16 protein-coding genes are annotated in these 13,848 nt (G+C 63.2%); 4 read left to right on the top strand and 12 right to left on the bottom strand.

Translation table 11 applies throughout. The features are described 5' to 3' along the window. Window positions 1–55 precede the first annotated feature (55 nt). The 12 genes from BLR94_RS06655 to BLR94_RS06600 all read right to left on the bottom strand — a co-directional run bounded on the left by BLR94_RS06655 (window position 56) and on the right by BLR94_RS06600 (window position 9,359). Window positions 56–412 carry a PilZ domain-containing protein gene (locus BLR94_RS06655; RefSeq protein ID WP_042556691.1) on the bottom strand — a complete coding sequence of 119 codons (357 nt, stop codon included), beginning with the start codon at window positions 410–412 and terminating at the stop codon, window positions 56–58. Between the two features lie 34 nt (window positions 413–446). Further along, window positions 447–1,433, bottom strand: coding sequence for a DNA polymerase III subunit delta' (locus tag BLR94_RS06650; RefSeq protein ID WP_084303978.1), 987 nt, complete (start codon window positions 1,431–1,433; stop codon window positions 447–449). Continuing rightward, on the bottom strand, window positions 1,426–2,058 hold the full coding sequence (gene tmk / locus BLR94_RS06645; RefSeq protein WP_084303977.1) for a dTMP kinase: 633 nt from the start codon (window positions 2,056–2,058) through the stop codon (window positions 1,426–1,428). Before tmk ends, BLR94_RS06650 begins: the two co-directional genes overlap by 8 nt. Continuing rightward, on the bottom strand, window positions 2,055–3,119 hold the full coding sequence (gene mltG, locus BLR94_RS06640; RefSeq protein WP_084303976.1) for an endolytic transglycosylase MltG: 1,065 nt from the start codon (window positions 3,117–3,119) through the stop codon (window positions 2,055–2,057). Before mltG ends, tmk begins: the two co-directional genes overlap by 4 nt. 3 nt (window positions 3,120–3,122) lie before the next feature. Next, complete coding sequence (gene pabC / locus BLR94_RS06635) at window positions 3,123–3,935, bottom strand: aminodeoxychorismate lyase (RefSeq protein ID WP_084303975.1); 813 nt, start codon at window positions 3,933–3,935, stop codon at window positions 3,123–3,125. Further along, window positions 3,935–5,179 (bottom strand): beta-ketoacyl-ACP synthase II, encoded by a 1,245-nt coding sequence (fabF, locus tag BLR94_RS06630; RefSeq protein WP_084303974.1) that lies wholly within the window; start codon window positions 5,177–5,179, stop codon window positions 3,935–3,937. Before fabF ends, pabC begins: the two co-directional genes overlap by 1 nt. A gap of 214 nt (window positions 5,180–5,393) precedes the next feature. Next, window positions 5,394–5,630 carry an acyl carrier protein gene (gene acpP / locus BLR94_RS06625; RefSeq protein ID WP_003245177.1) on the bottom strand — a complete coding sequence of 79 codons (237 nt, stop codon included), beginning with the start codon at window positions 5,628–5,630 and terminating at the stop codon, window positions 5,394–5,396. A gap of 191 nt (window positions 5,631–5,821) precedes the next feature. After that, entirely contained in the window at window positions 5,822–6,565 is a 744-nt protein-coding gene (fabG, locus tag BLR94_RS06620) for a 3-oxoacyl-ACP reductase FabG (RefSeq protein ID WP_084303973.1), read from the bottom strand. Between the two features lie 14 nt (window positions 6,566–6,579). After that, complete coding sequence (gene fabD / locus BLR94_RS06615; protein ID WP_084303972.1) at window positions 6,580–7,518, bottom strand: ACP S-malonyltransferase; 939 nt, start codon at window positions 7,516–7,518, stop codon at window positions 6,580–6,582. 98 nt (window positions 7,519–7,616) lie between these two features. Beyond that, window positions 7,617–8,633, bottom strand: coding sequence for a phosphate acyltransferase PlsX (plsX, locus tag BLR94_RS06610; protein WP_084303971.1), 1,017 nt, complete (start codon window positions 8,631–8,633; stop codon window positions 7,617–7,619). 3 nt (window positions 8,634–8,636) lie between these two features. Then, window positions 8,637–8,819 (bottom strand): 50S ribosomal protein L32, encoded by a 183-nt coding sequence (gene rpmF / locus BLR94_RS06605; RefSeq protein ID WP_025167420.1) that lies wholly within the window; start codon window positions 8,817–8,819, stop codon window positions 8,637–8,639. 12 nt (window positions 8,820–8,831) lie between these two features. After that, on the bottom strand, window positions 8,832–9,359 hold the full coding sequence (locus BLR94_RS06600; protein ID WP_084303970.1) for a YceD family protein: 528 nt from the start codon (window positions 9,357–9,359) through the stop codon (window positions 8,832–8,834). A gap of 111 nt (window positions 9,360–9,470) precedes the next feature. Between BLR94_RS06600 and BLR94_RS06595 the strand changes: the two genes are divergently transcribed. The 4 genes from BLR94_RS06595 to BLR94_RS06580 all read left to right on the top strand — a co-directional run bounded on the left by BLR94_RS06595 (window position 9,471) and on the right by BLR94_RS06580 (window position 13,783). Beyond that, a complete protein-coding gene (locus BLR94_RS06595; protein ID WP_084304182.1) occupies window positions 9,471–10,049 on the top strand; it encodes a Maf family protein in 579 nt (192 codons plus the stop codon). Between the two features lie 277 nt (window positions 10,050–10,326). Further along, window positions 10,327–11,271 (top strand): aliphatic sulfonate ABC transporter substrate-binding protein, encoded by a 945-nt coding sequence (locus BLR94_RS06590; RefSeq protein WP_420492669.1) that lies wholly within the window; start codon window positions 10,327–10,329, stop codon window positions 11,269–11,271. 178 nt (window positions 11,272–11,449) lie between these two features. Then, a complete protein-coding gene (locus tag BLR94_RS06585; RefSeq protein ID WP_084303968.1) occupies window positions 11,450–12,373 on the top strand; it encodes a sulfurtransferase in 924 nt (307 codons plus the stop codon). A 252-nt stretch (window positions 12,374–12,625) separates the two neighbouring features. Next, entirely contained in the window at window positions 12,626–13,783 is a 1,158-nt protein-coding gene (locus tag BLR94_RS06580) for a YeeE/YedE family protein (protein ID WP_244158105.1), read from the top strand. Window positions 13,784–13,848 lie beyond the last annotated feature (65 nt).

Here is a 13,848-nt window from a genome sequence, read left to right as displayed (position 1 = left end):
GAGCCGCAGGTGAGTCGCAGGTAACTCGTCGCCTGCAGCGGGTAGTTCGCAGCGCTTACATCGTATGGGTGGGGCGATCGGACTTGAGGGCGCCGGCCAGGTAAGTCTCGATCTTGTTGCGGGCGGTATTGTCACCCTCGTTGAACTGCACGCCCACGCCAGCGGCGCGATTGCCCTGGGCGCCCTTGGGGGTTATCCACACCACCTTGCCGGCAACCGGGATCTTTTCCGGTTCGTCCATCAGGTTGAGGAGCATGAACACTTCATCGCCAAGCTTGTAGCTCTTGTTCGTGGGGATGAACAGGCCGCCGTTCTTGATGAAGGGCATGTAGGCGGCATAAAGCACGGACTTGTCCTTGATGGTCAGGGACAGGATGCCATTACGGGGCCCCAGATTCGGTGGCAAGCTCATGCATGATTCCTGATGTCGTGGCGTGGCATCGATTCTATCCCGGTCCAGGCAGGCTTGCCCACTGCACCAGCAGGGCTTCGAGAAGCAGCACACGGTTGAGATTGGCCTTGCCCAGCACTTTCTGCCGCTGCTGCAACAACCACTCCTGCATGTGCAGCACTTTGCCCTGCGCCGCCTTCTGGGCCAGGTACTGCACGACCTTGCCCATGTCCGTCGGGCCAAGGCTCTGCTCATCGCACGTCAACTGATAACGCAAGATCAAATGCGCCCAGTCGCAGAACCAGTCGAACAGCAGTGGCAAGGGTACGGTGTTCCAGCTCTCGGCCAGTTGGCTGGCTGAAATCTGCTGCTTGTGCAGCTTCTTCACGCCCTCGGCGACCAGCGCACGCTGCTCGCGCACACCTTGCGCCTGCAGCCTGACCGCCGCCAGCGGTGAGCCCGCCGCCAGGTACAGCAATTCGCGGATCTCCTGCTCGGAATTGCCCGGCAGCGCCTCGCTCAGCCACTGCAAACTCACCGCCTCGCTGGGCAGCGGGCAGGCCTGCTGCACGCAACGGCTCTTGATGGTCGGCAGCAGACGACTCGGCTGATGGCTGATCAACAGCAGCACGGTGTCGCCCGAAGGCTCCTCCAGGCTCTTGAGCAGGGCATTGGCAGCGTTCAGGTTCATCGCCTCGGTGGGCTCGAGGAGAATCACCTTGCGCCCGCCCAGTTGCGCCGTCTGCACCACGAAATTGACCAGCGCCCGCACCTGATCGACCTTGATCGGCTTGTCGGCCTCCTCCGGCTCGAGCACGTAGTTGTCAGGGTGGCTGCCGGCTGCCAGCAGATGGCACGACTTGCACTGCCCGCAGGCCTGCTGCGCCACTGGCGACTTGCACAGCAACAGCGCCATCAGACGCTCGGCCAGCGCTCGCTTGCCTATGCCGGCAGGGCCATGCAGCAGGTAGGCATGGGCATGCTGCGTGCGCCCGGCCAGTTGCTGCCAGAGCGCCGCCTGCCAGGGATAGACATCAGCCACGCTGCAGCTCCAACAACTGTGGCAGCAGCGCCTCGAGATCACGCTGCACGGCCTCGAGCGACTGGGCGGCATCGAGGATGCGATAACGGGCCGGCTCGGCATTGGCTCGTTGCAGGTAGGTGCTACGTACCGCTTCGAAGAAATCGCGACCTTCCTGCTCGAACCGATCCAGGCGACCACGGGCAGCCGCGCGCGCCAGGCCGACCTCGACCGGCAGATCGAACACCAGGGTCAGGTCCGGACGCAGCGCACCCTGAACGAAATGCTCCAGCTGGGCGATGCGCTGCATATCCAGGCCACGGCCACCGCCCTGATAGGCGTACGTGGCATCGGTAAAGCGGTCACACAGCACCACCGCACCACGCTGCAGTGCCGGTACGATCACCCGTGCCAGATGCTGGGCGCGCGCCGCGAACACCAGCAACAGCTCGGTATCGCTGGCCATGGGTTCGTCACTCGGTGCCAGGAGCAGCTCGCGCACGCGCTCGGCCAGCGGCGTACCACCGGGTTCGCGGGTCAGCAGTACGTCGATCCCCTGTTCGCGCAACAACGCCGCCAAGTAGTCCCGATTAGTGCTCTTGCCGGCGCCCTCAGGGCCTTCCAGGGTGATAAACAAGCCGCTCACTGGTTGTCCTTATCGCTGTTGCGGGGGATGGGCGCCGGGCTGGAGCGGTAGTCCGCCCGGCGTTTCAACTGGTACTCGCGCACGGCATTGTTGTGCGCGTCGAGGGTTTCCGAAAACACATGGCTGCCATCACCGCGGGCGACGAAGTACAGGGTCTTGCCGGGCACCGGGTGCAGCGCCGCATGGATCGCCTCACGACCGACCAGGGCGATGGGCGTGGGCGGCATGCCGTCGATGGTGTAGGTGTTATAGGGGGTCGGTTCACGCAGGTGGGCGCGGGTGATACGCCCCTGATAACGCTCGCCGAGGCCGAAAATCACCGTCGGGTCGGTCTGCAGGCGCATGCCGGCGGCCAGTCGGCGCACGAATACACCAGCGATCTCGCCACGCTCCTCGGGCACGCCGGTTTCCTTCTCGATCATCGAGGCCATGATCAGCGCCTCGTAGGAATCCTTGTAAGGCAGGGGCTCGGCGCGCTTCGCCCATTCTTCGTCGAGCACCACCTGCAGACGCTTGCGAGCCTGCTTGAGCAGATCCACATCGCTCATGCCGCGCACATAACGGTAGGTATCGGGGAAGAAACGCCCTTCCGGATTGAGCCCAGGCTCGCCAAGCCTGGCCATGAGGTCGGCGTCGCTCAGCTCGCTGAGGGTCAGTTCCAGCTTGTCCTGACGCGCCAGAGCAGCCCGCACCTGACGAAAACTCCAGCCTTCGACCAGGGTCAGGCTGTATTGCACCACCTCGCCGCGCCGCCACAGGTCGAGCAGGTCGCGGGCCCGCAGGTCGGGGGTCAGGCGGTACTCGCCGCTGTGCAGCGGCTGGCCCTGCAAATTGAAGCGCCAGTACAGGCGCAACCACAACGCACCATCGATCACACCATCCGCCTCCAGGCGGTTGAGCACGCCGCCCGGCGTGGCCCCGACAGGCACGTCGATCAGGCGCTCTTCACCCAGCGCCAGCGGCTGTTCGAGGGCGCGGTGCTGTTGCCAGGCCACGAAGCCCAGGGTAAGGCCGGCGAGCACCACGGCAATTTCCAGCACCAGCAGTAATTTGCGAATCACGAATCAACAGTCCAGTAGATGACGGGCAACAGCCTGCAGTTTACGGGTGAGCGGCCCGACCGACCAGTGACGCTCCTGCAACTCACGTACCGGCCACACCCCGTACAGGCTGTTGCAGAGAAAGACTTCATCCGCGGCCAGCAGCTCGTCCCACTCGATATCACGCACCTGGCAGATGATACCCAGGGCTTGCGCCTGCTCCAGCAGCTCGGCACGCATCACCCCGGCCACGCCGCAGCGACTCAGCTCAGGGGTCGAGAGCACACCATCACGCACCAGGAACAGGTTGCTGAACACGCCCTCGACCACCCGCCCGGACACATCGCGCACCAGACCTTCGGCATGCTCGGCGTCCTGCCATTCGGCGCGGGCCAGTACCTGTTCCAGGCGGTTGAGGTGTTTGAGACCGGCCAGCAGCGGTTGCTCGGCCAGGCGGGTCTCACAGGGGAACAGGCGGATACCGCTTTCGCCATGCTGCGGCGGATAAGCCGGCATGGCGCCGGCCTGAAGAATGTGTCGCGGTGCTCCGGCAGATGGGGCATACCCCCGCTGGCCGTCACCGCGGGTGACGATCAGCTTGGCAACGCCCTGCCCCAGCTCGACACAGAAGGCGGACAGTTCGCTGCGCAAGCGATCCGCATCCAGATCGATACGCAGCCGCGTACAGCCCGCGATAAGCCGTGCCAGATGGCGCTCGAGCAGCAGCGCACGACCGCCCTGCACCGCCATGGTCTCGAACAGGCCGTCCCCGTAGGCCAGGCCGCGATCCACGAGGGACAGCGACGTGGCCTGCCGGCCATCGACCCAGGCGAGCATCAATCGGCGTACCGGCGGAATACCAGCGAGCCATTGGTACCACCGAACCCGAAGGAGTTGGACAGCGCCACCTCGATCGGCATCTTGCGCGCTTCGTGGGGCACGAAGTCCAGGTCACAGCCTTCGTCCGGCTCGTCCAGGTTGATGGTTGGCGGTGCAACCTGATCACGTATCGCCAGCACGCTGAAGATCGCCTCCACTGCGCCCGCTGCCCCCAGCAGGTGGCCGGTCATCGACTTGGTCGAGCTGACCGCCAGGGCGTGAGCGTGATCGCCAAATACCGTCTTGATCGCGGCCACTTCGGCCTTGTCGCCCGCTGAGGTGGAAGTGCCGTGGGCGTTGATGTATTGCACGTCCGATGGCTGGATGCCGGCATCACGCAGGGCATTTGCCATGCAGCGGGCGGCACCGGCACCGTCCTCGGGTGGCGAGGTCATGTGGAAGGCATCGCCACTCATACCGAAACCGATCAGTTCGGCGTAGATGGTCGCGCCACGGGCCTTGGCGTGCTCGAGTTCCTCGAGCACCAGTGCACCGGCACCGTCGGACAGCACGAAACCGTCACGGCCCTTGTCCCACGGACGGCTGGCTTTGGTCGGCTCGTCGTTGCGGGTGGACAGTGCGCGAGCTGCTCCGAAGCCGCCCATGCCCAGACCACAGGCAGCCATCTCGGCGCCACCGGCGATCATCACGTCGGCCTCGCCATAGGCGATGTTGCGCGCCGCCATGCCAATGCAGTGGGTACCCGTGGTACAGGCAGTGGCGATGGCGTAGTTGGGGCCCTGCAGACCCAGGTGGATCGACAGGAAACCGGAAATCATGTTGATGATCGAGCCCGGCACGAAGAACGGTGAAATACGCCGCGGCCCTTGCTCATGCAACGACTTACAGTTGTTCTCGATGTTGGTCAGGCCGCCGATGCCGGAGCCCATGGCCACACCGATACGGTCACGATTGGCGTCGGTGATTTCCAGGCCGGCATCTCGCGCCGCCTGGAAGCTGGCCGCCAGGCCGTACTGGATGAACAGGTCGAGCTTGCGCGCCTCTTTGGCGGACAGGTAGGGCTCGACATCGAAATTCTTCACCGAACCACCAAAGCGGGTGGAAAAGGCAGAAAGATCCGTGTGTTCGATCAGGCCGATGCCACTGCGGCCGGCCAGAATGCCCTGCCAGCTGCTCGGCACATCGTTACCCAGTGGCGACAACATGCCCATACCGGTAACCACGACGCGTCTACGCGACACAGCAATCTCCTCTTATTCAGGTTTTTCGACGCCTCGATGCACCTGGCAAGCCTTTGCCCAGGCAAATTGTCATCCGGCGATTGGCTCAGGGTGTTGTACCCGAGCGGAAAGACGCCGTCGGCGCTTTTCTTGCTTTTTTACGGTGACCCGTCAAAGAAAAGCCGCACGCCTTTGCAGACGTGCGGCTTTTCCGATTCGGGAAGCGACGAACTGCTTATTGCGCGTGCGCAGTAACGTAGTCGATGGCTTCCTGAACAGTGGTGATCTTCTCGGCTTGTTCGTCCGGGATCTCGGTCTCGAATTCTTCTTCGAGAGCCATCACCAGCTCAACGGTGTCAAGCGAGTCGGCACCCAGGTCTTCAACGAAGGAAGCGCTGTTGGTTACTTCTTCTTCCTTCACGCCCAGTTGCTCGGCAACGATTTTCTTGACGCGTTCTTCGATGGTGCTCACGTGTTGTCACTCCTATTGGACAAATCCAGCCAGCTGGTTGTGCCGGCAAGTGTATAGAAAGGGTTTTCAGCTTTTCAAGCTGAAAGCCGATGGCGCCCACGGAAATGCGCCGACGATCTCGTTTGCAAACCGGCAGTTCACCACCAAGTCTGCGTTGAATCGAAGACGTTCGCCGATGGCAGCGCCTGTATTCAGCTCATGTACATCCCACCGTTCACAGGGATGGTAGCCCCCGTGACGTAGGCTGCGCCATCGGAGGCAAGGAAAGAAACCACGTTAGCGATCTCCTGCGCCTGCCCCAGACGGCCCAGCGGAATCTGTGCGAGCAACATCTCGCGCTGTGCTTCCGGCAATTCACGGGTCATATCGGTATCGATGAAACCCGGCGCCACCGCATTCACGGTGATCGAGCGTGAACCGACCTCACGGGCCAGCGCACGACCGAACCCCTCGAGGCCAGCCTTGGCCGCTGCATAATTCACCTGGCCGGCGTTGCCCATGGCCCCCACCACCGAACCGATGTTGATGATACGCCCGAAACGCGCCTTGGTCATGCCGCGCAGCACCGCCTTCGACAGACGATAGAGGCTGTTGAGGTTGGTATCGATGACGTCGTACCACTCGTCGTCTTTCATGCGCAGCATCAGGTTGTCACGGGTGATACCGGCATTGTTGACCAGCACCAGCACCTGGCCGAAATCCTTCTGGATCTTTTCCAGGGTGGCCGCGACGGATTCGTCGTTGCTCACGTCGAGCATCAGCCCGGTACCTTCGACAGCGTTTTCCTTGAGGGTGGCGGCGATGCGCTCGGCACCTGCCTCGGACGTAGCGGTACCGATGACCACGGCACCCTGACGACCCAGCTCCAGGGCAATCGCCTGGCCAATGCCGCGGCTCGCGCCAGTGACCAGTGCAACCTTACCTTGCAGACTCATAGCATTCTCCTTGTTCAGGCCAGTGCGGCGCGCGCAGCGGCAAAGGCCTCGGGGGTGTCGAGGTTGTGCGTGTTGACGCCCTTGACACAACGCTTGTTCAGGCCCGAGAGCACTTTGCCCGGGCCACATTCGAGCAGATCAGTCACACCCTGCTCGCCGAGGCGAACCATCGACTCGACCCAGCGTACCGGGCTGTACAACTGAGCCAGCAGGTCGCGCTTGAGGGTATCCAGATCAGCTACCACCGCGGCACTGACGTTCTGCACCAGCGGGATCTGCGGCGCTTGCCAGGCAATGGCGGCGACGGATTCGGCGAAGCGCTCGGCAGCCGGGCGCATCAGCTCGCAATGTGACGGCACGCTGACCGGCAGCGGCAGCGCGCGCTTGGCGCCACGGGCCTTGCAGGCCTCGACAGCACGAGCCACCGCAGCGGCGGAACCGGCGATGACCACCTGGCCGGGTGCGTTGTAGTTCACCGCACTGACCACTTCGCCCTGGGCCGCCTCGGCGCAGGCGGCCTGCACGTCGGCATCTTCCAGGCCGAGGATCGCTGCCATGCCGCCCTGCCCGGCCGGTACGGCCTGCTGCATCAGTTGGCCACGCAGCTCGACCAGCTTCACCGCTTCGGCGAAGCCGATAGAGCCGGCAGCGACCAGCGCGCTGTACTCACCCAGGCTGTGCCCGGCGACGAATGCCGGGCCCGCACCGCCTTCGGCCAACCACAGACGCCACAGGGCGATGGAGGCAGCCAGAATGGCAGGCTGGGTCTTGTCGGTCTGGTTGAGCTGCTCTTCCGGGCCTTGCTGAGTCAATGCCCACAGGTCATAACCCAGGGCACTCGACGCCTCGCCAAAGGTGTCGAGGATCAGGGCGTGCTCTGCGCCATGTGCGGCCAGCATGGCCAGGGCTTGCGAGCCCTGACCTGGAAAGACGAATGCGAGGGATGCAGACATGGAACGGTTCCCCTAGTGATCTTCTCGTCGAAAATTAACGCTTACCCTTGGCAAGCGCTCGAAAACTGACATTTTGGATGGTTCGCCATCGCAAGTGGTCACATATTGCGAATCAAGTCCTGAATGCGACCGCTCAGTCGCCGTGGCAAACGTTCCTGCACATCGGTCATCGCCCGGCGAATGGCGCTCTTTATACCATCCGGCCCGGCACTGCCATGGCTCTTCACCACGATGCCCTGCAAGCCGAGAAAGCTCGCGCCATTGTGCCGCGCAGGCGCTAGCTCGCCACGCAGCCGGCGCAGCAGCGGCAATGCCAGCAGACCCGCCACGCGACCCAGCAGCGTACTGCGAAACAGCGCTTCGAACCGCGACACCATCATGATCACCAGCCCTTCACTGGACTTCAACAGAACGTTGCCGACGAAGCCATCGCACACCAGCACGTCGGCGCCGCCGCGATACAGCCCATCCCCCTCGACGAAGCCGACATAGTTGAGTCCCTCGACCCTTTCGAGCAGCGCAGCGGCCTGTTTGACCTGCTGATTGCCCTTGGTTTGCTCGCTGCCGACATTCAGCAGAGCAACACGCGGCGACACCACACCCTGCACCTCGGCAGCCACCGCCCCCATGATCGCGAACTGGCACAGGTGTTCAGCCGTGCAGTCGACGTTGGCCCCCAAATCCAGCAGATGGCAGGTACCATTGCGGCTCGGGATGGCCGCGATCATCGCTGGCCGGTCGATGCCCGGCAGGGTTTTCAGCACATGCCGCGACAGGGCCATCAGCGCCCCGGTGTTACCGGCACTCACGCAAGCATCGGCTCGCCCGTCCCGCACCATTTCGAGCGCCACACGCATGGAGGAGTCCGGCTTGCCGCGCAGGGCCTGGCCTGGACGCTCGCCCATGTCGATGGACTCGGCAGCATGCTCGATTTGCAGGCGCGAGTGATCGACACCGGGAATACCAGCGATCAAGGTTTCGATAAGGGATGCTTGGCCAACGAGGACCAGGTGTAGCGAGGGGAACTCAGCCAGACAGGCGACGCTGGCCGGAACAATGCAGTGGGGACCGAAGTCCCCACCCATTGCATCGATCGCGATGATCGGAGCGGACAAGATTTACTCGTCAGCGCCCTTGTCGATCACTTTGCGACCACGGTAAACACCTTCCGGCGATACATGGTGGCGCAGGTGAACTTCACCGGTGCTCTTCTCTACGGACAGAGCGTTACCCTCGAGCGCATCGTGCGAACGACGCATGTCACGGGCGGAACGGGATTTTTTGTTCTGCTGAACAGCCATACTAGTAAACTCCTAAACGTTTGGGTCACGCTTTAACTGTGCCAATACACTGAACGGGTTGGACCGCGTCACCCCGTCCTCGCTCGATTCGGGCTCATTGAGGCCCGCCGGCTGCTGGCAATCTTTCGGGTCATGAACCGGCACGATGGGCAAGGCGAGCAACAGCTCATCCTCGACCAATGCCAGCAGATCCAGAGGATCTTCACCCATTTCCAGTACGTCATAGCCTTGCGGCACGGACTGGGTATTCGCGCCTTCCTTCACCACAGCGTAATCACACTCGCTGAGGATCGGCAGGGTGACCTGATCCAGACAACGCTGGCAAACCATCTTGACTTCGACCTCTAGCTGGCTGTGTATGACCACAGCATGGCGCTCGTCACGCTCGAAGGAAAACTTCGCGCGCACGTTGCCGCCGTTATCGGCAAGAGGGTCGCAGAGCCTCGACAAATCGGCTAGCGGCAACTCACCCTGAAGGGTGGCACCACGATCGGCGAGTTTGCGTGGATCAACGTGAGGTGGAATCGGGCCATTTGACATAGGCGCCGCATTCTATGGATGCGGCCGTGCGCTGTCAAAGGAAATTCCGCCTGTCCAGCCCCTTTGCCGACAGCTAGAATCCGCTGCCCACAACGCTCGAGGTCAATGCCGATGTCAACCCTGGTTCTCGCCTCCAGTTCCCCTTACCGCCGCGAGCTGCTCAGCCGTCTGCGCCAGCCCTTCCAGTGGGCTGCACCGAGCATCGACGAGTCTCGCCAGGCCGGCGAATGCGCCGAAGCGCTGGTACGCCGTCTGGCCGAGGAGAAAGCCCAGGCGCTGGCCGGGCGTTTCGCTTCGCACCTGATCATCGGCTCCGACCAGGTCGCCGTGCTCGATGGGCAGATACTCGGCAAACCCCACGATTACCAGCGCGCCCACGCACAACTCAGTGCGGCAAGCGGCAGGAGCGTCAGCTTTCTTACCGGCCTCGCGCTGCTCGACAGCCGCAACGGCTCCTGCCAGGTCGACTGCGTTCCTTATACGGTGCATTTTCGCACCCTGAGCGCGGAGCAGATAGAGCGCTATCTGAAAGCAGAAGAACCTTACGACTGCGCTGGCAGCTTCAAGGCCGAAGGCCTGGGCATCAGCCTGTTCCGCAGCACCGAGGGTGATGACGTCAACAGCCTGATCGGCCTGCCCCTGATTCGTCTGGTCGAGATGCTCGACGCTGCCGGTGTACAGGTGCCCTGAAATGCTTACTTACAACTACTGAAACGCCACGCTATGCCGTCTTTACGTTCCCCCTGGTATACCGGCATCGCGTCAGCTCAAGGCTTTTAGGACGGCGTGGATACTGGCGCGTCGGCCTGCCTGCGATTCCATCTAAGCTAATTCCTTTAAATTATTGGCCTCGTATTTTTTAGATCGCCTAGTTTGCCTCTACCGGATCACCGGACACCCTGCTGAACCCAGAACGTCCCGTGACCCGCCTCATCCATGGCTGGCCACGCCATAGATGAGGCTTACCATGTCACTGCTGCGCCCCATGCTGATCGCCGCCAGCCTGCTGCTCGCCCTGCCCCAGGCCCACGCTGAAAACCTGCGTATCGGCTACCAGAAGTCTTCGACCCTGATCAGCATCCTGAAAAGCCAAGGCACGCTGGAGAAGGTGCTGGCCGATCAGGACGTGACCATCAGCTGGCACGAATTCCCCAGTGGCCAGCCGCTGCTGGAATCACTGAACGTCGGCAATATCGACCTGTCCGCGGACGTCGCCGATACCGTGCCGGTATTCGCCCAGGCAGCGGGCGCCGAGCTTACCTACTTCGCCCAGGAAGCTCCTTCGCCGGGCGCCCAGGCGGTGATCGTTCGCGAAGACTCGCCGATCAAGACCCTGGCCGACCTCAAGGGCAAGCGAATCGCCGTCACCAAAGCCGCTGGTAGCCATTACCTGCTGATCGCCGCACTGGCCAAGGCCGGCCTCAGGTTCAGCGATATCCAGCCCGCCTACCTGACACCCGCCGACGGCCGCGCCGCCTTCGAGAACCGGCGCGTGGATGCCTGGGTGACCTGGGAACCCTTCCTCAGCGGTGCCCAGCAGCAACTGCCGACCCGCACCCTTGCCGATGGCGAGGGCCTAGCCGACTACCAGCGCTATTACCTGACCAGCACCCGCTTCGCCAAAGCCAACCCCAAGGTGCTGGAAAGCGTATTCGCCGAACTGGAAAAGACCGGCGACTGGGTACGCAGCAACCCTCGTGAGGCCGCCGAACTGCTCGGCCCGCTATGGGGAAATCTGGACCCGGCCATCGTCGAGAAAGCCAACGCACGTCGCAGCTATCAGGTTCGCGCAGTACTGCCGGGCAGCCTGAACGAGCAGCAGAAGATCGCCGACGCCTTCTACAAGGAAGGCCTGCTGCCCGCACCGGTGAATGCCGTGGACGTCGCCACCTGGGCGCCAGAGCAGCGCTGACGCCAGAGCGCATCACAGGGAGAAGGGCCATGACGATCAAAAAATCGCCGGGAGCGATTCTTGACGTTGGCTCCGCCGACGGCTCGCAGGGTGGCGGCCAGCGATGGCAGGCCACAGTAAAAACTGCCACGACACCGCCCCAACAACGCCTATCGCATCAGATGAAAAGGAGCCTCACATGCACATTCGTTCCCTGTTCGGCGCAGGCGTGATCGCCGTCGCCAGCCTGCTGTCAGCGCCCACCTGGGCGGCTAGCGAGTTTCTGGTCAGCACCGACTGGCTGGAGAAGAACCTCGACAATCCCAAAGTACGCATCATCGAAGTCAGCGTGGTGCCTGGCGTGTATGAGCGCGGCCACATTCCCGGCGCGGTCAACCTGGCCTGGCACAGTGACCTGGTCGATCCGGTGAAACGTGACATCGCCAGCCAGGAAGACCTGCAGAACCTGCTGCGCAAATCCGGCGTTTCGAACGACACCACCACCATTCTCTATGGCGACAACAACAACTGGTTCGCCGCCTGGGGCGCCTGGGTGTTCGATGTCTACGGCGTGGAAAACGTGAAGCTGCTCGATGGCGGGCGGGTCAAATGGGAAGCGGAAAAACGCACCCTGAGCAACCGCGCCAGCAGCCCGGGCAATGGCAACGTCAACCTCAAGGCTGCCAACAAGGAGCTGCGCGCCTTCCTGCCGGACGTACTGGCCGCCGCGGAAAAACGCAGCGACGCGCAACTGGTGGATATCCGTTCCGCCGACGAATACAACGGTAAGGTCTTCGCGCCTCAGGGCGTTCAGGAACTGGCCGTGCGCGCTGGCCACGTACCGGGCGCCGTCAACGTTCCGTGGGGCCAGGCAGTCGCCGCCGACGGCACCTTCAAATCCGCCGAAGAGCTGAAGAAAGTTTACGCAGCCGTGGGCATCGACGGCAGCAAGCCGATCATCACTTACTGCCGTATCGGTGAGCGCTCCAGCCACACCTGGTTCGCCTTGAAGAAAATCCTCGGCTACGACGTACGCAACTACGACGGCTCCTGGACCGAATACGGCAATGCCGTCGGCGTACCCGTGGTCAACGTCGCCGGCACGGTCTGGGGCGGCAAGTAACCCTCGACAGACACCCTTTGACGGGGCGGACGCGCCAGGCATGGCGTCCGCCCCTTTTTTATGGCCTGCCATCCCTGGAGGCCACCCTGCAGGCCGTCGCAAGCGACGTTAAAAATCGCTCCCGGCGATTTTTCATGGGCGTCCTCGACGGATCCCGTAGCCCGGCGTTGAGCGAAGCGATACCCCGGATCTGCCGCGATCATTACCTGCCCGATTGCACCCAACGGACAACCGTCAATGGAGCGACCTTCCATGCCCATCTTGCGCACCAGCAGCGCCACCCTGATTCTGTTCGCCCTGGCCATAGCCGCCTGGTTGCTGGCCACGCCGAGCAACGAAGGGCGAGCCCTGAGCTTTTCGCTGCTGGCAGGCGGCCTGTTCGGCGTACTGCTGCAGCGTTCGCGCTTTTGCTTCTTCTGCGTCAGTCGCGATTTCATCGAACACCGTGACCCGCGCGGGCTGCTCGGCATTCTCGCCGCCCTGGCGGTCGGCACCCTGGGCTATCACGCAGCCTTCGGCGCTTTCCTGCCGGATCCTGCCAGTGGCCGTCTACCGCCGGATGCGCATATCGGCCCACTTAGCTGGGTTCTGGCGCTGGGCGCCACCCTGTTCGGCCTGGGCATGGCAATTTCCGGGTCGTGCATCAGCGCCCACCTGTACCGATTGGGCGAAGGCGCCCTGGCTTCGGTGCTGGCACTGCTCGGTGCACTGGTGGGTTTCTTTTTAGGCTTTCTGAGCTGGAACACCCTGTACCTGGCGAGCATTCAGGAGGCGCCGGTGATCTGGCTGCCGGCTCAACTCGGTTATGGCGGCTCGTTGCTGCTGCAACTGGCGCTGCTTGGCGGCCTGGCGCATCTGCTGCTGCGCTACCGCAAGGATCAGGCCCCCCGGCAAGCGCACGATGGCCTGCGTGAGCTGCTGTTCGGCGCACGCTGGCCAACCTGGGTTGGCGGCATCCTCATCGGCACACTGGCGCTGGCGGCCTACCTGCGCGTCGGTCCGCTGGGCGTCACCGCCGAGCTCGGCAGCCTGTCGCGCACCGCCGCCAATGGCCTGGGCTGGCTGCCCGAACGCCTGGAAGGCCTGGACGGTTTTTCCGGCTGCGCCACGGTGGTGAAAGAAACCCTGATGTCGAACAATGGCCTGTTCATTCTCGGTCTCGTCCTCGCCGCCTGGGCCAGCGCCCTGCTCGCCGGCGATTGCACACCGCGCTGGCCAGGCGCCCGGGAAGCGCTGCGCAACTTGGTCGGGGGCATACTGCTCGGTCTGGGCGGCATGCTCGCACTCGGCTGCACCGTCGGCACCCTGCTCTCCGGCATCATGGCCGGCGCCGCCTCCGGCTGGCTGTTCGCTGTGTTCTGCTTTATCGGCCTGATCGCCGGGCTGCGCCTGCGCAGAGTGACTGGCTAGTGAGGATTGCTGATCAGCCGAGGACAACAACGTAGCCTGGCGTTGAGCGCAGCGATACCCAGGGC

Source organism: Phytopseudomonas flavescens (genome assembly GCF_900100535.1).
Taxonomy (GTDB): domain Bacteria; phylum Pseudomonadota; class Gammaproteobacteria; order Pseudomonadales; family Pseudomonadaceae; genus Aquipseudomonas; species Aquipseudomonas flavescens.
This window is presented reverse-complemented; position numbering and strand designations above follow the sequence as displayed.